Source organism: Pseudomonas sp. GW821-FHT04C07, from assembly GCF_059420325.1.
This window is the reverse complement of record NZ_JBWKTM010000002.1, coordinates 153,972-177,731: the sequence shown is the minus strand read 5'-3', so window position 1 is coordinate 177,731 and position 23,760 is coordinate 153,972. Positions and strand designations below refer to the sequence as shown.

Genomic DNA, 23,760 nt, shown 5'->3' with positions numbered 1-23,760 from the left:
CTGTTGCGCGAGCTCCAGCCTAAACCCTAACTTAAATCACAAACCGCGCCACCATTGCATTCAAATCCACCGCCAGTCGCGACAGCTCATGGCTGGCGGCGCTGGTCTGGTTGGCACCAGCAGAGGACTGGCTGGCCAGGTCACGGATGTTTACCAGGTTGCGGTCCACTTCCCGCGAAACTTGCGCCTGTTCTTCCGAGGCGCTGGCGATCACCAGGTTGCGTTCGTTGATCAGGTGGATCGACTGGGTGATCTGCTCCAGGGCAACGCCGGCAGCGCGGGCCATCTCCAGGGTACTTTGAGTGCGTTGATTGCTTTGCTGCATCGACTCGACCGCCTGGCCAGTACCGTTCTGGATGCCAGCGACCATTTTTTCGATTTCCTGGGTCGATTGCGCCGTGCGATGGGCCAGCGCGCGAACTTCATCAGCCACCACCGCGAAACCACGACCGGCTTCACCGGCACGAGCGGCTTCAATAGCAGCGTTGAGCGCCAGCAAGTTGGTCTGCTCGGCAATCGCCCGGATCACGTCCAGTACCTTGCCGATGTCACGGCCCTGCACGGCCAGGCCTTCGATCATCGCCGAGGTGGTTTGCACATCCTGAGTCATGGTCTGGATCGCACCGACGGTTTCCACCACCCGGTCACGACCTTCGCGGGCCGCCTGGGTCGACTGGTTGGACGCCTCGGAGGTGGAGACCGCATTGCGCGCCACTTCTTCCACGGCGGCGGTCATTTCGTTGACGGCGGTCGCTGCTTGTTCGATTTCGTTGTTTTGCTGTTGCAGGCCGTGGGACGCTTCCTCGGTGACCGCGCTGAGCTCTTCAGCGGCTGATCCAAGTTGCGTCGCCGAGCCGGCAATCTGCTCGATGGTCTTGCGCAGATTGGCCTGCATGGTGGACAAGGCACTGAGCAGGCGCGCCGGTTCGTCATTACCATCGACGACGATCGGTTTGGTCAGGTTGCCGCCGGCAATGATTTCGGCGGCTTCGACCGCCTTGTTCAACGGCGTGACAATGCTGCGGGTGAGCAACCAGGCCAACAACACGGTAATCAGCGCCGCGACCACTGAAACACCGATGATCCCGTGCTTGGCAGTGTCATATTGGTCACCGGCCTCGGTATTGGCTCTTGTGGCATCGGCTCTGTTGATTGCGATGAGTTTGTTGAGCTGCTCGCCCATCTGGTCGGTGCCGTCCTTGATTCGGGTATTGATCAAGGTGCGCATCTCATCGACTTTGTTCTGGCGCGAGAACTCCATCATCTGGTTCTGCGCTTGCAGATAACTGTCCAGTGTCACTGTAAAGCTCTTGTACAGCGCCGCTTCTTCGCCTCCCGCGGGCAATGCCGCGTAGCTCGATTGTGCCTGCCTGACCTTGTCCATCAGTATGACGATACGTGTTTCAGCTTCCTGCAGACCGGCCGCCTCACGGTTGACCAGCACCCGGAACGACAAAATGCGCAGACGCAATACGTTTTCCGTGATGCTCCCCAGGTAACTCACGCTGGGCAGCTGGTTGCTTTCCATGTCAACCGATGCCTGGCGGATGATCGTCATGCGACTCACCGCGAACACGCCCAAAACGACAACAAGCAACGCAATGAAGGCAAAACCGAGGAAGGCTCGAGGCGCGATATTCATATTTCGTAGGGACATAGGATGGCTCTCGGAAGATGTAGGGCTGCGAGCATCCTTGCGCTAGAGACTGCCAGGCACGGGACCGTGCTTCACCGGACAGTTGGGCGCCACTCTTGGGGTGTTTTGTGTGGACCTGTCACCGATATCGGCAGGGTTTGAGGTTTTATGCGGCCGACCCTGAAATATTCCTCAAAAAGCGACGAGCGGTGCAGGCGAAGGAATCCTGACTCCATAGCAGGCGCTTCGTCGCGCCTACGCGGTGAATATGCCTACTTGAATCAATGTCAGTGGATGACAGAAACGCCTTTGACCTCTGAATTAAAGTGCCGCACCTGTTAGTTCTTACAGGTTCCAAGGTCGTTGAATCCGTTTATAACTAGCCCGAGCCCACAGCACCGAAACAGGTGTCTGTAAGCCGGTCGCGCGAACCACGCCCGTTTGAAGTAGGAAGGATCCGTTGCGCCCACATCATAGATGGATAAATGGGAGAGTCTTTCATGCACCGTTCGAACCCGATCACCGCCCGGTCCTCCGTTACCCAGTCCGCTCTTCACGCAGTGGGAACCGAGCACCTGGAAGGCATAACACTCACCAAAAGAGAAAAAGAAGTCCTGCAATGGAGTGCCAGGGGCAAGTCTTCCTGGGAAATCGGCCAGATCTTCAGCTGCAGCGAAGCCGGCGTGAATTACCACTTCTGCAACATTCGCCGCAAATTCGGCGTGAATTCGCGCTGGACCGCAGTGGTCAAGGCGCTGGAACAAGGCTTGATCCATTTGCCTTGAGCCCTGCCCACACCCCAGATGTCAATCCCTCGGCAATGCCGGCGACGATGCCCTCGTATCGCGCCGGCATTGCAACCCAAGGCCCCAGCGCATCATTCTCGCGTTCCCGAGGGGCTTGCATTAATGGGCTAATCTGAAACGTCATTTTGGCCATGTATCGCTGATCGCGATGACCATGTTGCGCAACCCTTCTCTTCTGCAAGCCTTGCTCAACAGTGGCCTGTGCCCAAACGTAGTTCGTTGAGCGAACTGAAACAGGCGGTGCAGACCGTGGCCAAGGGCCGTCGCTATCTCAGCCCTTCTTTTGCAGAGATTCTCGAAGCCCAGACCTTGCCCCACGCAAGCACCGATGCGCCGCGGGTGAGTCTTTCCGAACGGGAAATGGAAGTGGTGCGCCTGTTCGTCCAGGGCCTGTCCGGCCGGCAGATCGCCGCACAACTGAACCGCAGCGAAAAAACCATCAGCCGACAAAAACGCACCGCCATGGACAAGTTGGGACTTGGCCATGACAGTGCGTTGGTGGAGTTTGCGCGGTTGAGTGGGTTGGGGTGAAGTTCAGCGAAAGCAGACATTGAACTCATGCTGAATGACCGATCCGAAACTGGATAGCGACAATACTGCTCATCGCTTTCCAGCTCGAAAAATCAATTCAATTAAATGTAATCCTGATTGTCGTTGCCCAAGAAGTTCGTCTTAACGCCTCTACCGCGACCTTTAGCTCTAATGTCCGCCATGTCTTTGCTAATTTTTGTCCGAAAAGCGTCTTTTTTTATCGCTTCCATTTTATCGTATTGGTTTGCAGCTTTTTTGAGATCTTTTGCGCTATATTGAGTAATACCTTTTTTGCCTAGATTTTCTTTAGCAAATTCATAATCAGAAACGGCTGACTGCGCCTTGTCGACCTGCGAATTGTGCCTTGTTATCATGGAATTTAATTGCTCTCTATTAGCTCTTGGGTCTTTCTGAAGATTTGTAAATTTTTCCAAGGAGACCGACGCTTCTTTGCCATATAACTTAAACCTTTTTTCGAATCTTGTAACATGTTTAGATTCAATAGTGTGCAGAGTCGCCCCTCTGTCTTGGTGTGGATTACCAGTAAAACTTGCGGGTAGTTTTATACCAGAAGATGCAGTGGTAGTCTTAAAAGCTCGCAAAATCGCTCCCCAGGGGCTATGTCCCGTCGGATCTACATTACTAATCGGATCCCCCTCGCAATACGCATACGCATTCACCCCACCCTCCCCAAACGGACTCCAACTGTCCGGGCTATGAAACCTCATCAACACCGGATTGAACGCCCGATAGCCTTTACCCAGCAAATACCAACCGGTTTGCGCTTCGCTGGGTTCACCGTTGTAGCCCAATTGCGTGCTCACCGGTTCCGCGTTGCGATGGCCGTACGCCGTGTAAGCGATGTCATTGGCCGAACCGTTGCTGACTTCACACAGCACGCTGTTCTTGTCATCACTGGCCAGCAACAGGGACTTTGGGCCAGCACCTGCCTGGTGCTCGGCGAGCACAACTTCGTCGCCCCGCATAAAGGTGCTGCTGTTGGCGCCCTTGATTTGGTTGGCCAATTTATCGCCCTGGTAAAAGCGCTGCTCCTGCGCGCTGCCGTCACTCATACCCGCCAGTGTGTCCAGCGGATCGTAGCTGTAGCTGCCCGGCGTCCCACCCGACGAGCCGCTGACGCCGGTCAACCGGCCAAGGGCGTCGTATTCGAGCGTGCGGCTTTCTTCGTCGCGAATCAGATGGCCATCCTCGTTGTAGTCCAGCAGGATTTCTGCCGGGTAATCCGCATGGGTGTTGGCCACTTTTCGCAGTTGCACCGGATCAACCGTGTCGTAGGTGTAGGTCGCACGGTTGGTGCCGCCGGCAAACGTGGTGAGCACCAGGCGCAGGTTGTCCAGTTCGCTGAACGAGAACACCTGGCGGGTGATGGCTTTGTTGTAGGGATCAACGGGCGGCTGGGTACCGGCACAGGTATAGTTGGTCAACCGGCCGCGCAGGTCGTAACCATATTCTTCGTCACGCAATACAACGGTGCCCTCCTTCAAGGTCCGCTGTGCCAGACCATCGACATCGTTGTACACCTGAGTCAGTTGCTGCCTGACCCCATTGAGGTCGAATTCGCGCAGGGTTTCCCGATCGAACTCATCGTATTGCAGCGTGATAGTCACTCTTTGTCCACCGGCACTGTCGCTGGTGTTGATGGTGGCCGTGCGGCCCAGGGAGTCGTAGGTGAACGTCGATGCCGTGGTGCCCAGTTGCGTATGCTCAAGCCGGCCCTTGGCATCGTAGCGATAACTCTGCTCCTGACGCAGCACATCGGTGTAACCCAGCAGACGACCCAGGCGACTGTAGCGATAGTCCATGGTGTATTCACCACCCTCTACCACTCGCCGCTCGCGCTTCTGTTCACCGGTGCTGTAGTACTCACGGGTGAGGTATATGCCCTGTTCCTGGCAAGAAAGCAGCCGTGCGTTTTTCTGGTCGTAATCGTAGGTGGCCTCGTCGAACTCACCCTTGGCCGCAATGCGAGGCAGGCGCCGCCGTACAGGCTCGTTGCCCAGCTGTGGTTGATAGTCGTATTCGATGACCTCTGCGCTGGGCGTGGTCACCGTGTCGGGTTCGGTTTGTCCCGGTTTAAAGGTGAACACCTGCTCGCGCCCGCCCGTGGTCGAGTGGGTCATACGGTCCAGGCCATCGAACACTTGCGTCCCAAGGACGATGTTGTTGACGCTGATCGAAACCGGAAGATCCTCACGACTGTGCGCGGCGTAGCTGCGTCGAACCACGGCGGTATCCGGCAGCGTGTTTGCGATCATCCGGTCGAAGGCGTCATAGCCATAGAGCGTCTCGCGCTTCACATCGCCGAAACCGACGATCTCTTTGACGGTACGTCCAAGCCCGTCATAAAAGTACTCATGCAGGCTGACGCGCTGTTCGCTCAGGTCAAGCCGTTCGGTACGGGTCGGCTTCTCGAACAGGTTGATCCAGGTCTCGGTGACGCCGGTGACCTCCGGAGTGGGCAGGACGCCTTCACGCCAACTGCGCTGGATCGGGCCTCGTGACGCGGTCGTTCCGATCGGGTCGGTGTCCTCGAACGTCTTGACGCCGTCCGGGCCGGTGACACAGCGTTGCACACCCCAGTCGTCGTACTCGTATTGCGTGGTCAAGGCCAATGCTTGTTCTTCCAGCCAGTCGTACTCGACCTCTTTGCGCAGATGGCCAAATTCGTCGTAAGTCGCCTCGTAAGTCTGGCGCAGCTCATTGGCGCGCGCACGGTTATCGGCGTTTTCCCGTTCTTCGTAAACAGCCCGATTGAGCCCGTCGAACTTCGTGCAGGTTTTCACGTCCTTGACATCAAACAGCAACTGTTCGGCCTGTTCGCCAGTATTCGCGCAAAGAACATATTCATAGCGACGAGAGGCGGCGTAATCCGTGCCAGGCGCGACGGTTTCGCGAACCACCCGCCGCAGCGCGTCGTAGGTATATCGGATTTCCACATTGTTGTCGTCACGGTTGAGCAGTGGCTCGCCGTTGAGCAGCGAATGCTGAAGGGTGATGATTTTTTGTACGTTTTTCCCGTTTTGTTCGTGGTCAAAACCGGTCACAGTCTCGACCGTCTGCAGCACACTTTCCCGGAAGTCGGGGCTGTCGAGCTTGCTGTAGCGATAGTCGGTCGTCGTGGATTTTCCGCTCAGGGTCACTGTCTGGCGCGTGACACGGCCATGCAGGAACGCATCACTCGGAGCATTGCCGTGTTCGAACAGCGTGCGTTCCAGCTCGGTTTCGCTGCTGGTTTGTACCTGCACCAAGGCTTGGCTCTCGACCGTGATCCAGTTTTCCAGCGGGCTGCCGGCCAGCGGCGGTAAGGCCTTGTAGCGATAGCGGGTACGCAATGTCGGGGCGTTGCCGGCAGGCGACGCCGGAGTCACGGTCTGCTCCTTGAGGTGCCGCACAAAGCCCTCGGGGTCGACCGGGCAGCCATCGGCGCCCGCGGCGGGATACCAGGCGCTGGTTTCTAGCACACCGCTGGCCTGGGTCTGCTCCAGCAGGTTACCAAAGTTGTCGTAAGTGCTGCTGACGGCTTCACTGCGCCGCTGGGTCGGATTATCGAGCAACGACCAGGTGGTTTTGACTTCTTTGGGCAACTGGCAGTACCGGGGCTGCTGGTCGAATGCGACGTTCGGCGTCAGGTAATACGTAGTTTCGACGGTGTTGACCTTGTTGTTCCGGGTGGTCGTTTCGGTGGTCAGAAGGTGGAACTGGTTGAACTTGCGTTCGATTTCCCGGACCGGTTTATTTTCTCCCGGTTGCTGTTCATCGTCGCCCCACAGGGTTTCGACGCTCACATACTCGTAGGCGCCAATGTGCTTGTAGAGGTTATCGAGCCCGTCATCATCCCACGCCAGGGGAAGACCGAAGCCCAGGAAGTTTTTCTCCTGTGGGTAGGTGTACCGAACATCGATCATCGGCTGGTCAAACCCCGGGTAAGTCAGGTGCTTTGTCACCCGTGGCAGGGCCGTGCGACCGCTACCGGCCGGGAACTGGTGACCGAGGTCTTGATAGAGCATTTCCTCACGTCCACCGGTGGGCGTTTCCACCCTGCTCATGCACAGCTGATCTTGGATAAGGGTGTAGCCAAAGCGCCAGGACGCCTGGTTTTCGGTGGGCAGGGTGATCCGGGTCACCTGCTTGTCAGAGCCCTCCAGGGTCATGACGAAGCGCGCCAACGGCCCGCCGTCTGGGCCGCCGAACGGCTGCAGCAACACCTCGACGGACGTACTCTGGCGGTTAACTGTCAGCAGGGTCTGGCCCGAATCATCCTTGATCCAGGCCAGTAGCTGGTGAGTGCCGCTGAACGGCTCATAGCCGAGGGTGACCTTGTGCCCCGTGGGCGAATGAATCTCGACCGGCAACGCCACCCGGTTCTGGGCGCTGCCCTGCACCTCAAGGATCTCGACCAGGCCGGACTTGTGTACGACCCGGTAACGGGTGCTGCCTTCCGGATAGAAATGAAAGCTGTCGAGTTTCTTTTCCTTCATGGTCAACTGGCCAGTGGCGCTGTCGCTGCCGGTGACCTTGAAGGTTTCGCCGGTACTCAGCGACAGGATCTGGTTGCCGGGCGTGTATTGCGACAGTTGCAGGTTCCAGCCATGGCCGTAGCCACTGTCCTGCTGATTAAGCGGGTTGTAGGTCAAGGCCAGCGGAACACCCGGACCTTGCAGGTCATTGGTTTTAACGTCGGGCAGGTTGATTGCTACCGTGTATTGCCCGGTGCGTGGGTCAACGCCGTTTTGCAGAAAACTCATGAAGTTGAAGGCGTTGGAGTGTACGGAAGTTGAAGTGGTCATTTTTTATAAGCCTCGCGTATGCGTGGCGAGCGAACAATGTTCACTGGCCACCTATAACAGTTATTGAACCTTAAAAAACCATGAACTAATCAACTTCCCTCAAGGCAACTGCGAACGAACAATATTGAGGCAGCTCAACTTTCCTTTGTGCGGCACACCACCATCATCGTATTTGTCGACCAGAATCATTCCCTTTGTCACAATATCACCTACGCTTTTACTAGCGAGGTCCATTATGGACACCCACGCCGTCGTAGTAGGATGAATATAGCTCTTCACCAAAAAATACCAACGATGTGACCCCCCACTACATTTCTCCGACTCCAATTTGAACGTCGTAGCCGACGGAACATTGTCAAGGCGAAAATAAGTCATTTGATCATTCTTGCAGCCATGATAATTCATATTATAGTAACCCGTTATGGCAGCGATCGAACATTGATCGCCTCCGGGCGCGCCGTTCTCATATTTCTCAGCGAACGCAATAACCCCGTCCGGCATATCCGCTGCAGCTTGCGTAGCGCCGTATGCCGCGGGAAGTCCGCAGGCTGCAATCATCAAACCTACTGCAAACACTTTAAAAATTTTCATGACACCACTCCTTTACATTGATTAATTCATTGTCCAGGCGCTTCTGACGCCCGTAAATACCGGGCACCAGAAGTGTTTGTCAGACAGCCCCGTCAGGCGGTGGGGGTAAACAGTGTATGCTGCAACTTATTGCGGCTACCGTACACGCCGGAAGGGAGGAAAGAGATTCGCCGTTTATGCGCATTCCCACGTTTATCAATCAGCACGACTGCCAAATCCCGCGACAACTTGCTTCGCGAAGGATCCGTTGGCCTCACATATTTCACGCGATCGGAACGGTGCAAACTGATGACCAGCAGTCCTTTTTCAAACACCGACTGATTAACGTTCACATCGAGTGACTCTGACTTCACTACATCCTTGACGACCTGATCAAACTGCACTTTCTTCGTATCATCGGCCTTGTGCGGATCCTGAAAAACATACCCCGTCCAACTGAACATCGTTTCAGCCAGTTGCTCGCTCTCCCAACGAATAGTCGAGGTATTGATCTCGTTTCCGTTAATAGACATCAACTCCATCGTCTCAAACGTCGTCCCAGGTGCCCCGGGGACACCCGTATATCGCAACTTCCAGTAATCGACCGTACGCAAATGGAAGTCAAAATCATCGTCTTCCGGATCACCCGGGCCGCCCGACCCTCCGTCAACTCTTACCCGCTCGAAGGTGTAGTCGGCTGGTTGGAAATCAGGAATGGCCAGCGGCGTGATATCGATCTTGTTGTTGATGTCGGTTATCTCAGTCGATTTCCACCATCTGTCGTCACTGTCCGCCTGGAACGTCACATGAAAGGTTGCCGCCGCGCCTGCTCTCTCCCGGGTATGGAGGTAAACATCCTGCAGACTGATGGCCAGGGCGGCAGTGATTGGGTTATCCGGTTCCGCAGCCCTGGGAACGGCCAGTTCGAAGCGATTGGAGATCAAACGGGTGCGCCACACTTGGTCATCTGCTTCTGGAATACCGTCAAGGGCGTCATCCACAAATTGAATTTCGGCTTTCGAGTATTCGTCCACCAGCCGCATGCTGGCCTTTTCAATCACGCTGAGCGGATAGGCAACACCGTCAACCGGGACTGTCTCGACGAGAATCTGAGCCCTGACTTGTTGATAGCCATTGGTATACAGCGAGCCAAGGCGCCCCTGATCAAGCCCACCCGGCACCTTGATGGTGAACTGCGAAAGCTGTCTCCAGCCGGGCTCGACTTCCAGTTCGGAAAAATCGACAACGCTGTAGCCACTGGAGAAAACCACGCCATTACGCACGATTTCGCATTGCACGACGCTGCTGGACGTCGTGCCCTGCGCGGGTGCCTTGAACAGCCCGGTAGCGTCGACAGTGCCTCCCCCGCTAATGACCTTCCAGCGTCTGGGGACGCCCGGCAACAACGTGGCATCCTGCGTCAGTTGTACCTCCGCGGATTTGCTGACCGCCGGAATATAAGCAGGATTGATCCGCAGCAGTTGCTGTGCATTCACCAGCAGCAACGATGAGTGCATGGTCTCGGCGCCCATGGCATCAACCTGCTGAATAGCCAGGCCTTTAGCTCTTGCGCGGGCGTCGGGGGTGAACGCGCCCTGATTACCGTTCTGCACCAGCGCGCCATACTCGGGCGCACGCAATGCCCAGGTCACGCCAGCATCGTTCAGGGTCGATGCCGTCAATACAATGGGCTGTGATTGCACGCCAGTCGGATAGGTACCCACTCGCGGCGCAACCACCATGCTGTCGTACGCCACCAATAGCAGAGCCGAAGCGGTGTAGGTAATACCCGCATTGATGTATTCGGCGGTCACCACCACATGCAGCGACTCATGCCCGATAAGGGCTTTCGAGGCAGCGGTGTACAGTCCATTGGCAATCGTGCCATGTCCTGCGACGGTATGACTCTGCAAGCTGACCGCTCGCCAGCTGCTGGCCTGAATCGCATTACCCTTCCAGTCACGTAGCGTGAAGCGTTGTGTGTCTCCAGCCTTGAGGGTCTTGAAGGCGGGTTCCAGAGCGATGCGGGTCTGCTTCGCGTTGATATTGCCGAACACCGCCAAGTCGCGAGGCACATGTCGCTCACGCTCTTCGAAAACGTTATCGCCGGGAAAAAGCAAGTTATTGAGCACATCCAGCTGATTGTTCTCGACATAACGAATCATCGATTCGGAGAGAACCAATGAAGCCGAATAGCGATCGCTGCCATCTGACTCCTGATCATCCGGGATCAAATAAGGGAAGTTGTCATCCGGCGGAAAGCGCCCATCGGCCGCATTACCTCGCAGCCGGATGAAAATCACCACGCCACCGTCACCATAGTTCAACGCGCCCCTGACCTTCGCACCTGGCGCCGCCTGGGTGAGAATACGAAACGAGGCAGGTGTCAGGTGGTTGTAGCCTTTGAGTTCAAGCATCCCCAATTGAAAGACACTTCGATGCGCCGGCAAGTCCTCGAAGCTTTGTTTAAAGAATGCAGCCAACCGGCTATTCGCCTGCTCGTCATTACCCGCCAGATTGCACCGGAAATTGGCCCCTTGGGACAAGTTCAACTTCACCTTGCCCTGCTTGTCGACTTCTCCGACCACCAGGGACAGGTCAATATCCATTTCCAGTTTAAAACCCTGCTGCTCGGTGACAGTGAATGCCGTCAGCAGTTTTTTCGAAGCACCGGGACTTTGACGCCACGCGGTATAACCACCGGCCACGATGTTCATTGTCAACACCGCGGTGGAGTTAGTCAGTGAGGCGGTATTGAACGACAGCAATGGTTGGCCGAGTGCAATGTTTTTCAACTCAACGTAATCATTCCCCGCCTCATTTAAAACCATATGCCCCTTGACAGGAGGCAGGAAATTTTGACCGTTGAATTTTTCAATATATTGTTGTTCCAGCAAACGATTGAGCCGGCTGCGACTGAAGGTCGAAACAGCACCCCAGCCTTGGGTGACCGAACCCTTACTCATACGTTCCAGCAAACCTTTCAGCGAATTAACAGACATGATAGCGCCCTCGCCCTTGTTTAAAAAACAAAGCAAAAAAAATCCAGGTATTACTTCAGTTAAACCAAATCGTTATTTGGCCAGTGCACTCAGTACGGTGGGAAAATCAGTGAGCGGTAGTGGCAGTACAATATGGCCTTCAAACTCGCCAAATTCACCACCGTCCACCAACACAGTAATCAGAACGAACCGCTCTTTGGCCCCGGGGTTGTCGCTGTATATACCTGTGAAAGGATCGATCGATCCCGGCCCGTCGAGCCGGAGGGACCATTGGCCCTCGATAGGGTTACCGTTCACAAAGGCCTGCAATTGAATCTGGCCGTCTGGCAGATTTGAATTCTCGACAGGCTTTATCGTGGCTCCGGGTTCTCTCTGCAGCACCAGAACATAGGTCGATCGGGTTTGACCCTGACTGTCTTTTACTTCCACTTCATCGAGCACATAGGTTTTTCTTGGAACCTGTGGGCCGGCGATGTAAGTGTGATCACCGCCAGGTTTATCACTGGCCACCAGCTCACCACTTTCGCCCGGAACAGGGTTCTTGATCGACCAGCTCAGCTCGCTCCCATCCAGCTGACCCGCCGACAACTCGACCTGCTGGCCGTAATAACACGTCTGAATCAGCGGATTGATGGTAATCGGGTTCGCCTGGACCCTGATCAATGCTGCACTTTTCTCGCCTGTGAGCCTGTCAGTGGCAACGGCCAATACCTGGCTGTAGGTATCGGTCATCGAATGGGCAGGTGGTGCTCGATACAGGCCTATTTGTTCCTCAATTGTGCCCGGGTTGCCGCCCCCCGAAAGGTTTTCCACTGCCCAACGCAGATCAGTGCGCACAGGATCCGTGGTCAATTGCAGAAGCTTGCCGGCCGCTATCGGGCGTTGCGGCTGGACAATCGAGAATGACGAACCGGCCGACTGGAGCTGGCCAAACATTGCCAGGTCAAGGGGCAAGGCAACGTGGGACGGATGCAAGGTACTGCCGCCCACGATATCGACGCCCTTCACAAAAGTGTCGGACGCTGTTGTCGTCAGCGTATTGGAGAACGACTCAAGTAGTGCCCGCTTGACGGTGAACGCGACGAAGTCCTTGATCTGCTCCAGTTCGGCGGACCCAATCGTGCCAGGAAGCCCGGAGACGTGGCTCACCTCTTGACTATTGCCATACGGCACGAACAATTCACCTTCCATCGCCGAAACACCGGATTCATCCGCCGACAAGTGGAACTTGTGTTGCAGGTTGATGTTGAAGGTGGCTGTATAGGTGTTCCAGTTTGTGCCCCCTACGGGGCGATATCTAAACGGTAGTGTGAAGGTGCTGTGCCAGCGTTGAATCACTTCGCGCGGAGCAAACTCCACGGTTAGCGGCAATGCCCCTTCCGTGGCCGGAAGGCTGAAGGCCTCGGACTCGAACTGATAGTCAAGGCTCTGGTAAGTGCCTGCCGTTGCCTGCAGGACACCGCGCTTGGCCACCATTCTTGTCAATGAGCCCTCTTCGTCGAGGATGCGCTCGAATTCAGCATTATCGAGTAGCTGCAGGACGGCATGACCGAACGCAGCGCGGTGGATCAATCCTGAGGAAAACAGCGCCGTCGCCGAGTAAGTGTTTTGCGCATCATCATCGGGAATCAAGTACCTGAAACCCGAACCATCCCCAGGTAAATCACCCAAGCTGCCATCCACCATGCTCGCGAACAAGAGCACGGCACCGTTTTCGTTGAGGGCTTGCGGTGACAGCTCCTGCCCGTCGCGAGCCTGGGTTCGAACATCGATGCTGCGGGTGAGCATCAACGGATTGCCCTCACCCGGGAACGTACCCAAGGTGTAAACCCGCGAGTCGTTGTCCAGTGTCTCGAACCAGTCCTTGAAAAGCTTCCCTGCTTCACGTTGTTCATTTGGCGTGTTGAACAAAGTCAGCAACACGTCCTCGCTGTTCGCCAGGTCCAAGTGAACACTTCGCGAATCCGCGCCGATGGGCAGGTCCAGCGTCAGGTGCGAGCCGTCCAGTGGATCGAGGGCGCTGAGGCGGGTGATGTTTTTTTGGCCCTGGACGGTTTCCACCGTCATCTGGGTGCCCCCGACCACCGCCACGCTCAAGGCTGTCTTTGCACTCTGAAGGGAAGCGTGCTCAAAGGACAGCGCCGGTGCAGCCAGACTGAAACCTGACAGGTAATGGGTAATATTGGTCTCTGGAATATCAAAGGAACCCGAGATATTCCCCAAATCAGTGCCCTGACTCAATCGAATGATGTGGTTTTGCTGTAAGCCAAGATTGGTCTGGCGTCCTTCCAGCGCAACAATGAGGTCCCACCCCCTCATCTGGGAGCGGTCTTTCATCCACGCCAACAAACTTTCCAACGAATTACCGGCCATGACAGTCTCCAATTGACAGGTACATACACAATGAACACGAAGTTGTTTGCTCGATGTTCGCTATTCACTCACTCAACTTTTCAAGCAGTTGCGGCAGCTCGACCAGGGGCAGAGGCAAAATCAGATGGCCTTCGAACGTGCCAAATGCACCACCGTCCACCACTGCAAAAATCAGCGCGAATCGTTCGGTGGCCGTTGCGGCCGATTGATAGCGGCCTGTTTGATCAATCGAACCTGGGCCGCCCAAAGGAAGGCTCCATTCGGCGGCCATCGCATTACCATTGACAATGGCCTGCAGTTGTACGCGCCCTTGCGCTACGTCAGTGCTGAGTATTTCCACCGTAAGCCCGGGTGCTTTCTGCAACGCCAGAACATGCACCGAGCGTGTTTCATTCGTCCCGGTTTTTTTAACTTCTATCTCATCGATCACATAGGTTTTAGTGCTCACGACCGGCCCGTGGTGATAGGTATGATCACCATCGGGTTTGTCGCTGCGCCTCACCTCGCCGCTTTCACCCGACACCGGATTCTTGATCGACCAACTGAGCGTGCCCTCGCCCAGAAGACCGGCCGCCAGTTCGACCGTGGCGCCGATATCGCAGATCTGGATCAAGGGGTGGACGGACAGCTCGCTGACCACCACCGTTACCAGGGCCGAGCTGTGGTACCCGCGGTCCGGGGCCGTTGCGGTGACTCGAACCCGGGTGAAGCGCCCAGAGATCGAAGCGGCGGCTGGGGCCTGGTACATGCCACTGTTGTTGATGGTTCCTGGGTTACCCGGCCCTTCAACCAGGTTTTCGACCTTCCATTGCACGCCTGTCACGACAGGGTCAGTGGTGAATTGCAGCGTGCCACCCTGCTTGATCAGCGGTTGCATCGGGCTGACCACGAAAGACGTCTGGGTGGGGTTGATGCGGCCGAAGAAACCGATGTCGTGAGGGGCGTAGATTTCGTTGCCTTGTATGGCCTGGCCGAAGTTCAGCTTGATAATTTCATTGATACTTTCCGTTACCGATGCGCCCGGAAGTATATCTTCGGTAAAATATCGTTTACAATTGTCAATAAATACTTTAGTAAGAGCCGTGAAGAGCATAGCCATGAGGACTACTATAATCGTCATCCAAAATGAAAGTGCTTTGCCACTAACAAAATTTTCCGATGGAACAATGTCGATATAAGGGCGAAAGTCGAATTTAGTTTGCCGCCAAAACATACCTTCATCCGTCTCAACAAACTCATATTCCGTCTCCAGCACGATTTTGTATGGCACCAAAAAAAGAAAAGGTTCTTTGTCTTTCGTAGTGCTAACACACTCCGCAACAGCACTTGACGTCCAATGAACAGAAGCTTTATCGGTCGTAAATTCAACATTCAACGGATACGAAGTGCCAGCTGGAAAAGACACTTCTCCAATTTTAAGACCTATATCAATTACGGAGCCATCCGGTAGCGTTTCAGACGTTGTACCGTCGTACTCGGGAACTACCACTACGCCAGACGTTGAACTCACTGCTATTAATTCGTCATTTTGATCATACGTATAGTCAAACTCATGACTTTGGATAAATGCTTCAACTTCATTCAAGAGTGCCGCTTTCATTGTTTGCCCAGAATCAAACAGCACAGTCGCCGAGTAATCCTTCCCCTGATCATCAGGAATCAAATACTTGTAGTTTGCGCCTGGAATATTTCCTCCAGCGCGCCCCTCCATCCTTACCAGCGCAAGCACAGCGCCATCACCGTATTCAGGAGACTCGGGGTCCCGAGCCGCCGCGCCGCTCGCCTGGGTCCGCAAAGCAAAAGACTGCGGATGCATCAGCTCTTGCGTTCCGCGCTCAATCTTGCCCAGCGGATAAATACGCTTCTCATCCGGCAGTTGATTGAACAAGTCCTTGAAGAAATCACCGCCCATCCGTTGCTCATGTTGTGTTTGCCCAAAGGTCAACCTGAAGTTATCGCTTTTGCTCAAATCCAGTATGACTCGGCCATCGACATCAACATCCCCTGGCACCTCATTCAGCAGCAGATCCAGATATAACTTCGGTCCTTGTAGAGGGTCGATCTCGTCAACTTTAACGGCTTTCCATCCAACGCTCTCTTTCTTAAGGGTTATTTGGCTGCCGCCCATGACGGCCATGGTCAACATGGCCTTGGAGTCATTGAGATCAGCATTTTCAAACGACAGCACCGGCACATCCATCACGAAATCATGGACAAATTCCAGCCACTGATTTTCGACAATCGGTACTTCACCCCGGATGGGCGGCAAGTAGCTGCCTGTGTCGAAACGGCTGATATATTCCTGGAGCAACAGTAAATTCGTCTTGCGTCGCTCCATGGCAACCACGAGCCCCCAACCCAACATGCGCGAGTTACCTTTCATCCACGCCAACAAATCTTTCAACGAATTACCGGCCATGATAGTGGCTCCATTTGATAGGTACATAGATAATGAACGCGAACTGACTTTTTATGTTTGGCATCCCTTCGTTTCATGCATTAAGTCGTTGTAAAAGACCAACCACAGGCGTGATTCATCTTGCACCCACGTCAAAGACGACGGAGATGAACCACGCGGAATAATTTTTACCTCAGCACCTATGGATAACTGCCCGCCATGGGTTACGCGATCAGTTGCGGCGATATCATCGGAAACGCCTTATAACTGAAACCCTCATCGAAACTGGTTTCAACGAATACATCGAATTGCAGACCGACTTTCAAACGTTCCAGAAAGTCCCGACGCAATTTCGAATACAGTTCCCCGGCGTAAAACTCATCTTCGGTGACCTCCTCGTCTTCGCCTTCGCGCAAGTTAATGATCTCTTCTTTGTCGTCATCCGACAGAAGGCCCTTCGCGTATATCTTCACCCGTTGGCCTTCTGCCATGAACGTCCATGACCCCAGGCGAAAGGTCACACCGTCAGGGGGGACAGTAGCCAAAGAAACTCTGTTGCCCGGCGAAACGGGAGTTTCAATCTGGAGGGTCGGCCAGCCGCTCTCCATATCCTTGATTTCCAGGTTGTAAACCTTCGAAAGAAAGGGCTCTTCCCCTGGCGGGGTGACTCGATAAAACACCCGCAGGCGTTTACCCAGGTTCGCGGGTACAAACTGTGGCGGAATATAGAAGCGTCTCGGGTTACCCGCCGTAGGGTCAGCGATGTAATTCCCCAAGTGACCGTAGCCTTCCCAGATCATCTGAACCCCATCGTCTGCACCAATCACCGCGTCGTCCGGAATTCTGATGTAGACGCCCCCGGTGGTACTCCGGGCCAGCAAATAACCTTTGTACTCATCTGGATCGCCATCCGGTATCACCCCTTCGACAATGGGATGTGGCAAATACAGGGGCACGCGCAACATCAGCGACAACGGCTTCGAGGTGCCTGCACTGCCGACCCGGGCATACTGATACATCAGGCTCACCAGTTTGCCGTTGTTGGCCGCTAACCATTCGTACTCAAGGTGGATTTCAAGTATTTCGCCATCAATCGTCGACGGATCAACCCGCAATACCTTTATCACGCGCGTGTCGCCCAAGGCGTACACCACCAGGTCATCGCCCACCGAGATGCCTGGATACAGTTTGATGCTCAGCGTGATGCCATCGGGATGCGCCTCGGGGTCGAGCATGTCGCCACTAAAGCCCTTGATTTCAAGGGGCGGCAGCAATGAGGTCACCGGTGTAACGATGCGCAATGTTTGTTCAGCTGAGGGAGTGGAGACCGTCGGGGTGGCATAGACGATGCCGTAGCTCAGCTGCACGGAGCCCCCGTCAATGATTTCCAGCTCGTTACGTGGCACTGTCCATTGCAGCGGTTGCCCGATGTCGAGTTCCGTCAAGGTCTTCGTGCGGATGAAGTCGTCCCAGGGAAAACCGTCATAAAAAAACATCTTCATGGTAAACGTCACCACATCGCCTGCCGACATCGCCTGATAAGGCAACGTCACGATGGTCGCTCCCCCAGCCTCCACCAGCGACAGATCCACACACAGATCATGGGACTCCTTGAACTGAGGCGCCGGCAGTAACTGCGTCGTCATCGACGGTCGTTTGCCCACATAGAAAAACCGGCGCAGCGATTCCTCTCCCCGATTATCCGGTTGAGACGGATCGTCCATCTGGTACGAGTAAAACACCCAGCCCTGATCCAGGGTTACAAGCAGATCGTTGGCGATGCTGATCGGCATGCCTTCGGGTCGCAAATCACCGGGGTTTATCGTCACCAGGTTTTCAAATTGGTCGACGACATCGCCGAGCGGTCCGCATCCACGCCAATTGGGCCAGAATTGATCGCCTTCTGCTATCCCGGGATAGTCAATGTAGGTTTCAAGGTCCGCACTGCCTAAATCATCCAGATCAATCGCGTTATCCGGTCCTAAGCCGGGAACCTTCGGCGGGGGTAGCGCAATAGCCATTACTTGGACTCCCTTATTTGCACGTCTTGGCGCCAGTTAATTCACTGGTACAGCAAAAAATTTGACTGTTATCGATGGCTATTTTTTACGCCTTAACTGACAACCTGCCTACTATCAGAACTGCTAGGTTACGCGGCATCGCACCGCTGTTATTGTCTCCATTGAATGCCTGTATTGATTCACTGGATGCAGGTCAACACCCGTTTTATCGGCTTCTTTATTATTACAGCCCGCTTGAATTCAGCGGTGGTAGACGCTGACGTTATTGATACCCACTTGCGTTCCGACTACCGGCTTTTCTTATTTAACCGTCAAAGAGGTTCATATCAATGACTGTCGCCAGCTCCGTACACTCCAACGCGCTTAACTTCATGAGTTCAATGAAGAATGGCGTTGACCCGCGCACCGGTTTATATACAGTAGCGATCAACTTTCCCGAGATTCAAACCAATGACTTGCGCGGCCCGGGCTTTGCTCTAGCACTGGCGTACAGCCCGCTCAATACTCTGGACAGTGGCTACGGCCATGGCTGGAACCTGCAACTGTCGCAATACACGCCCGGCAACCAGATCCTGTCGCTGAGCACCGGCGAAACCTTCAAGGTCACCGGCAGCGACAGCGTCACTGGCCAGTTGACGATGCGGGAAAAGAAACTCGACAGCTTTCATTTCTATCCGGAAGGCAGCAACCGTTACCGGGTGGTGCACAAGTCCGGCCTGGTCGAGATCCTTGAGGTGCAGGGCAGCGCCCAGAACCGGGTGGCGTTGCCGGTCGAGATTCATTCGCCCACGGGGCACAAGGTCACCCTCGGCTATGAGCCGTTCAGCGGCACTCACCAGCTACTGGCCTGGATCAAGGATGATTCGGGCCAGACCTTGCTGACGGTCGACCGCCAGAGCACCTTCGTCGAGGTACTGCTGCAGCCGTTCGGCGGCCCTGACGGCGGGCCGTTGGCGCGCTTCGTCATGACCTTGGGCGCGTCTGACAAGCGCGTGACCCAGATCACTCTGCCGACCGAGAACCAGGCGTCCTGGCGCTTTGGCTACACCCTTGTCCGCGATCAGCTGTGCATGACCTGGGTGGAGACGCCCACCGGTGGACGTGAGGAAATGTCCTATCAAGACCTCGGTCACCAGTTCCCGGCCGGTAGCGGTCGCTCGGCCCTGCCACGGGTGACAAAGCATCTGACGTATCCGGGATTCGACCAGCCGATGATCGAGGTTCGGTACACCTACAAAAGCGAAGAGCCGGGAAAAAGCGAAACGAATTTCGTGGGTTTCGGCCTTTCCGTACCGTGGGATAATGACGGTCTCGACAACCTCTACAAACACATTGGCGCCTACGAGTATGTGTGCATCGAAACCCTGTGGGTAACAGATCCACCTACCGAATCGGTACCGGCGCCGCAACCGCAACCGGTCCGAAAAATCGAACGCAAATTCAACCAGTTCCACCTGCTGACCACCGAAACGACCACCCAGAACAACAAGGTCGAGACGGTCGAAACTACGTATTACCTGACGCCGAACGTCGCGTTCGACCAGCAGCCCCGGTACTGCCAGTTGCCCAAAGAAGTCAAAACCACCTGGTCGCTGCTCGATAATCCGACCCACCGGCGCAGTGAAACCGTCAGCAGCACCTACGACAACTTCGGTAACCTGCTGGAGCAGACCCAGGCCAATGGCGTAGTCGAAATCTGCATCTGGTATCCCGCCGCGGGCGCCGATGGCTGTCCGGCCGACCCCGAGGGCTTTGTGCGGCACCTCAAGGAGCAGACCGTCACTCCGGCGTCGCCTGCCGGCAACGCCCCGACATTGCGTACCCGCTATCGCTACAAGGCCTTACCGCCGCTGGCCGGCAGCCCACTGGAAAACTGGATCACGGTCGAGAGCCAAACCCTGGTGCAGGTACAAACCAGCGGTGAAACCGAGCTGGAGCGTACGCTGTTCGAACACAGCAATGCTCCGAGTGATGCGTTCCTGCATGGCCGTGTCACGCGCCAGACGGCGACTCTGAACGAAAAATCCACCCGCGTTGATTATGACTTCCGCAAGTTCGTCAGCCGCCAATTGGGTGTGCCGGTGCAACAAACCACGGAAACCGTGAGTACTGATTTCGATGACGTCAGCAAAGCTGTCCTTCGCCAACACTCGTTGATCACCTCGCAAGAACTGTTAAGCCGCATTGACGATGTTGAAACCCACTACCAGTACGACGTCCTGGGTCAAGTGACGAGCGAAATTGTCGCCCCTGGTACTGACTTCACGGCCAGCCGCCGCTATGAATACATTCTCAGCACACAGTTCGGGCAGCAGGCCGAGCAGGTCAGCATCAACGCCAGACAGATCAGAACGCGCAGTGTTCTCGACGGGTTGGGCCGCTTGGTTTTCCAGGAGCGCGACCATGTCGATAGCAATAACCCGGACCGAACCCGACAAACCTATGCGGCCATTTACAATGCCTGGGGCGATTTGGCTGAACAGACTGAATACGACTGGCTGGATGGAGCACCTCTGGCGCTCAAGAGCACGCTCCACTACGACGACTGGGCGCAACAAAATTGCGTGATCGGCGCCGATGGCGTCGAAGCCCACCAGAGCATCGACCCGATCGGGACGACAGCGTCGCAAGGACCGATCCAGCGTAGCTGGATCCAGAGTGCCGGCCCGAACCCCACGATCATCGGCCTGAGCGAAACCTGGCTCAACCGGTTCGGCAAACCCTCCCGGGTCCGTACCCTGGATGCGGACCAGGAAGAAATCGCGACCGAAACCTACCTGTACGACGGCTTGGGTCGCTGTACCCAGCACGAAGACACATCGAAATACATCACCCGATTCACGTATGACGCCTGGTCGCGCCTGGTCAGCAGCACCCTGCCCGACGACAGCATCGTCAGTCGCACCTACGCCCCGCACAGCACGTCGGAATTAGCCGTGGACCTGAGCGTGAACGGCGACGGCAAGACGATTATTGTGGGTGAACAAGAGTTCGACGGTCTGGAGCGCCTGACCCGAACCACGGCCGGCAAGCGCACAGAGCGCTTCACCTACGACCCCGGCCAGATGCAGATCAAAGAAAGGATTACGCCGGCCAATCAGTCCATTGAATACGACTACAACCTGGTTCTCACCGACCAACCCATCAGCAGTCGTGCGCCGGACGAAACCGCAGGCTTCACGTATCACTCGATCAGCTCACGCCTGACCCACGCGCAAAATGAACAAGGTACTCGCGAGTACGACTACGACACCTCCAACCAATTACGCATCGAACGTTGGGTCGATAAACAAGGGGAAGCCTGGGAGACCCATTATTCAAGCTCCATGCAAGGCCGCCAGCTCAAACGAACCGACTTGAAGCAAAGGGACAGCGACGGGCGGGACACCGTCTATGACTACGATGCCCTCGGACGGGTGAACAGCATCCATCAAGGCCAGATTCTGGCAGCGTTCGAATACAACAACCTGGGCCAACTCTGGCGTACCACCACCAGAGACCTAACCGCAGACAGCACGCTGGTGACCGAACTGCAGTATGACGATCAGGGCCGTGAAGTTCTGCGCACGCTGACCCTGAACCAGCAGCCGCCACGCACCCAGGCGCAAACCTGGCAGCCTGATGGCCTGCTGGAAGGTCGACATCTTCAACAAGCCGGGATCAGCCTGCTCAAGGAGACGTTCGCCTATGACCGACGGGGCCGGCTGACCAACCACAATTGCGAGGGCACTACACTGCCCAGGGACAGTGAAGGCAGGGAGATCAGCAGCCAGATCTTCTCGTTCGATGCGCTGGACAATATCAAGCTCGTGCTGACGAGATTCCCTGACGGTACCTCCGAGCGGGCGATATTCACGTACGCGACCGATGACCCCTGCCAGCTCCAGGGTATTGCCTATACGCCGGCAAGAGCGACAGCCGACCCGACGTTCACTTACGACCTCAACGGTTGCCAACTCAACGATGAACGCGGCCAACGCCTGAGCTACGACAGTCAGAACCGTCTGCTGGGTGTGGAGAATGCCCTGGGCCAGTCCGTCAGCCAGTATCGTTATGACGGCCACGATCATCTGGTCACCTCACAACAAGGCAATGAAAGCCAGACCTTGCGTTTTTATCAGGACGAACAACTGAGCAATATCGTTCAGGATGATCGCCAGACCCAGTTTCTCTACCACGGCCAACCCCTCGGACAACAAGCCACAGACAACTCACAAACATTGTTATTACTGACCGACGCGAACCACAGCGTTATTGGTGAAAGCCAACAAAGCGACCTGCGCACGGTCGTCTACAGCGCCTATGGCGAACGCCACAGTGAAAACATGCTACAGAGCCTGCTGGCGTTCAACGGTGAAGTGCGCGACGAAGTCAGTGGCTGGTACCTGCTGGGCCGCGGTTATCGGGCTTACAACCCGGGCCTGATGCGCTTCCACAGCCCGGACTCGCTCAGCCCGTTTGGCAGCGGCGGTGTAAACCCCTATACCTATTGCCTGGGCAACCCGATTGCGCTGCGCGACCCGACAGGGCACGAAGCGATCGGATGGAGTGGCAGGCTGCGCCGGCCGGATGAGGACGTGCTGCCTGCAATGAAACAGGGAGGCGGCTGGGAATCCTGGATCGGCGTGGCGGTGGGCGCCGTGTTTGTTGTCGTTGGGGTCGTTGCCACGATTGCCACATTTGGCGTTGCCACCCCACTCACGGCTCCCATCATCGCCAAGGGTACGCTACTGGCGGTGGGTACAGCCCTTACCGCTGGATCGACCGCCGCCAGTGCAGTCGCGGCCGCCAACGGTGATGAACAAGCCGCCAAGTGGGGGGCATATCTGGGGTATGCGGCGATGGCCGTAGCGGCGCCTTCGATTGTCCATAGTGGTTACAAGGGGGTGAGGGGGTTACTCGGTGTTGTCACCAAGGAAACGGCCAAGAGGTCATCGGTCAGTAGTATGGCCAATATACCCAGGGCAGCTCTCCGTCGTCCTGACGCACCAATAGATTTTCGCCCGACAACCCAGCCTGTCAGCCCCACTGTCCGCTCCATTGGGACCCAGACTCCGGCTGTCTCTGCCCCTGTTCCACCAGTGGTGCCAGTTGCTGGTAGACCCGTCATGGATACTGCTTCCATTCGGCAAGCGGCTGCCGGGTTGAAGAAGACACCTGCACCGTTTGCACACAAAAACCCAATGCTGGACGACTTGACAATAGCAGTTACGAAACGCGGGAATTTACAATTCGATGACGCAGGAAACATAATTAATAGTGGGGTAGTGAAAGGCGCGACAGCCAAAGCAAACGCTGAGGGAGTTCCTTCAAAAGCAATTTTAGATTCTAACAGGCATCCTGCTCGCCGTTGAGCTCTCGCCCATAGGGCGACAAGAGCCTATGTTCCAGTCGCCCAGAACATCAATTAATACTTTCTATTTTAAGCACTGGATTAACCATGGTAATCCAGTGCTTTTTTTGAACTAAAGAAAAACCCTACATATATGTACTCACATTTCCCACAGCCAAAAACATTGCTTATCAACCTCAAGTTCTAAACGATTCAATAAAAACGCTTATCGCTCGCGTCTAATCACGATTGAAAATAAAGAATTATCCTACATCAAGCATCC

At 55.5% G+C, this 23,760-nt stretch carries 10 protein-coding genes and 1 pseudogene; 3 read left to right on the top strand and 8 right to left on the bottom strand.

Annotated features, from left to right (window positions below; genetic code table 11):
* Positions 1-31: 31 nt before the first annotated feature.
* Positions 32-895 carry a methyl-accepting chemotaxis protein gene (locus AC07UI_RS04405; protein WP_494991719.1) on the bottom strand — a complete coding sequence of 288 codons (864 nt, stop codon included), beginning with the start codon at positions 893-895 and terminating at the stop codon, positions 32-34.
* Positions 890-1,642: pseudogene (locus tag AC07UI_RS04400) on the bottom strand (MCP four helix bundle domain-containing protein); the annotation flags it as partial. The pseudogene AC07UI_RS04400 and the gene AC07UI_RS04405, both read right to left, overlap by 6 nt.
* A gap of 494 nt (positions 1,643-2,136) precedes the next feature.
* On the opposite strand from AC07UI_RS04400, the gene AC07UI_RS04395 reads away from it, so the two are divergent.
* Both AC07UI_RS04395 and AC07UI_RS04390 read left to right on the top strand, forming a co-directional pair.
* Entirely contained in the window at positions 2,137-2,421 is a 285-nt protein-coding gene (locus AC07UI_RS04395) for a LuxR C-terminal-related transcriptional regulator (RefSeq protein WP_494991330.1), read from the top strand.
* Positions 2,422-2,643: 222 nt separating this feature from the next.
* Positions 2,644-2,973, top strand: a complete 330-nt coding sequence (locus AC07UI_RS04390) for a LuxR C-terminal-related transcriptional regulator (RefSeq protein ID WP_494991329.1) — start codon at positions 2,644-2,646, stop codon at positions 2,971-2,973.
* A 101-nt stretch (positions 2,974-3,074) separates the two neighbouring features.
* On the opposite strand, the gene AC07UI_RS04385 is transcribed toward AC07UI_RS04390, so the two are convergent.
* From AC07UI_RS04385 to AC07UI_RS04360, 6 genes are all read right to left on the bottom strand, one after another.
* Positions 3,075-7,781, bottom strand: coding sequence for an RHS repeat-associated core domain-containing protein (locus AC07UI_RS04385; protein ID WP_494991328.1), 4,707 nt, complete (start codon positions 7,779-7,781; stop codon positions 3,075-3,077).
* 99 nt (positions 7,782-7,880) lie between these two features.
* Entirely contained in the window at positions 7,881-8,372 is a 492-nt protein-coding gene (locus tag AC07UI_RS04380; protein WP_494991327.1) for a hypothetical protein, read from the bottom strand.
* A 92-nt stretch (positions 8,373-8,464) separates the two neighbouring features.
* Positions 8,465-11,353, bottom strand: a complete 2,889-nt coding sequence (locus AC07UI_RS04375; RefSeq protein WP_494991326.1) for a hypothetical protein — start codon at positions 11,351-11,353, stop codon at positions 8,465-8,467.
* 72 nt (positions 11,354-11,425) lie between these two features.
* On the bottom strand, positions 11,426-13,726 hold the full coding sequence (locus AC07UI_RS04370; protein WP_494991325.1) for a hypothetical protein: 2,301 nt from the start codon (positions 13,724-13,726) through the stop codon (positions 11,426-11,428).
* A gap of 64 nt (positions 13,727-13,790) precedes the next feature.
* On the bottom strand, positions 13,791-16,145 hold the full coding sequence (locus AC07UI_RS04365; protein ID WP_494991324.1) for an imidazole glycerol phosphate synthase subunit hisF: 2,355 nt from the start codon (positions 16,143-16,145) through the stop codon (positions 13,791-13,793).
* Between the two features lie 203 nt (positions 16,146-16,348).
* The gene (locus AC07UI_RS04360) at positions 16,349-18,145 is read right to left on the bottom strand and encodes a hypothetical protein (protein ID WP_494991323.1); all 1,797 of its coding nucleotides are present in this window, start codon (positions 18,143-18,145) and stop codon (positions 16,349-16,351) included.
* A 329-nt stretch (positions 18,146-18,474) separates the two neighbouring features.
* Between AC07UI_RS04360 and AC07UI_RS04355 the strand changes: the two genes are divergently transcribed.
* Positions 18,475-23,499 carry an RHS repeat domain-containing protein gene (locus tag AC07UI_RS04355; RefSeq protein ID WP_494991322.1) on the top strand — a complete coding sequence of 1,675 codons (5,025 nt, stop codon included), beginning with the start codon at positions 18,475-18,477 and terminating at the stop codon, positions 23,497-23,499.
* Positions 23,500-23,760 lie beyond the last annotated feature (261 nt).

Excerpts from the sequence above, each read along its gene's own strand:
- AC07UI_RS04380 (WP_494991327.1), bottom strand. The coding sequence starts at position 8,372 with ATGAAAATTTTTAAAGTGTTTGCAGTAGGTTTGATGATTGCAGCCTGC.
- AC07UI_RS04370 (WP_494991325.1), bottom strand. The coding sequence starts at position 13,726 with ATGGCCGGTAATTCGTTGGAAAGTTTGTTGGCGTGGATGAAAGACCGC.
- AC07UI_RS04375 (WP_494991326.1), bottom strand. The coding sequence starts at position 11,353 with ATGTCTGTTAATTCGCTGAAAGGTTTGCTGGAACGTATGAGTAAGGGT.
- AC07UI_RS04405 (WP_494991719.1), bottom strand. The coding sequence starts at position 895 with ATGCAGGCCAATCTGCGCAAGACCATCGAGCAGATTGCCGGCTCGGCG.
- AC07UI_RS04385 (WP_494991328.1), bottom strand. The coding sequence starts at position 7,781 with ATGACCACTTCAACTTCCGTACACTCCAACGCCTTCAACTTCATGAGT.
- AC07UI_RS04395 (WP_494991330.1), top strand. The coding sequence starts at position 2,137 with ATGCACCGTTCGAACCCGATCACCGCCCGGTCCTCCGTTACCCAGTCC.
- AC07UI_RS04365 (WP_494991324.1), bottom strand. The coding sequence starts at position 16,145 with ATGGCCGGTAATTCGTTGAAAGATTTGTTGGCGTGGATGAAAGGTAAC.
- AC07UI_RS04360 (WP_494991323.1), bottom strand. The coding sequence starts at position 18,145 with ATGGCTATTGCGCTACCCCCGCCGAAGGTTCCCGGCTTAGGACCGGAT.
- AC07UI_RS04355 (WP_494991322.1), top strand. The coding sequence starts at position 18,475 with ATGACTGTCGCCAGCTCCGTACACTCCAACGCGCTTAACTTCATGAGT.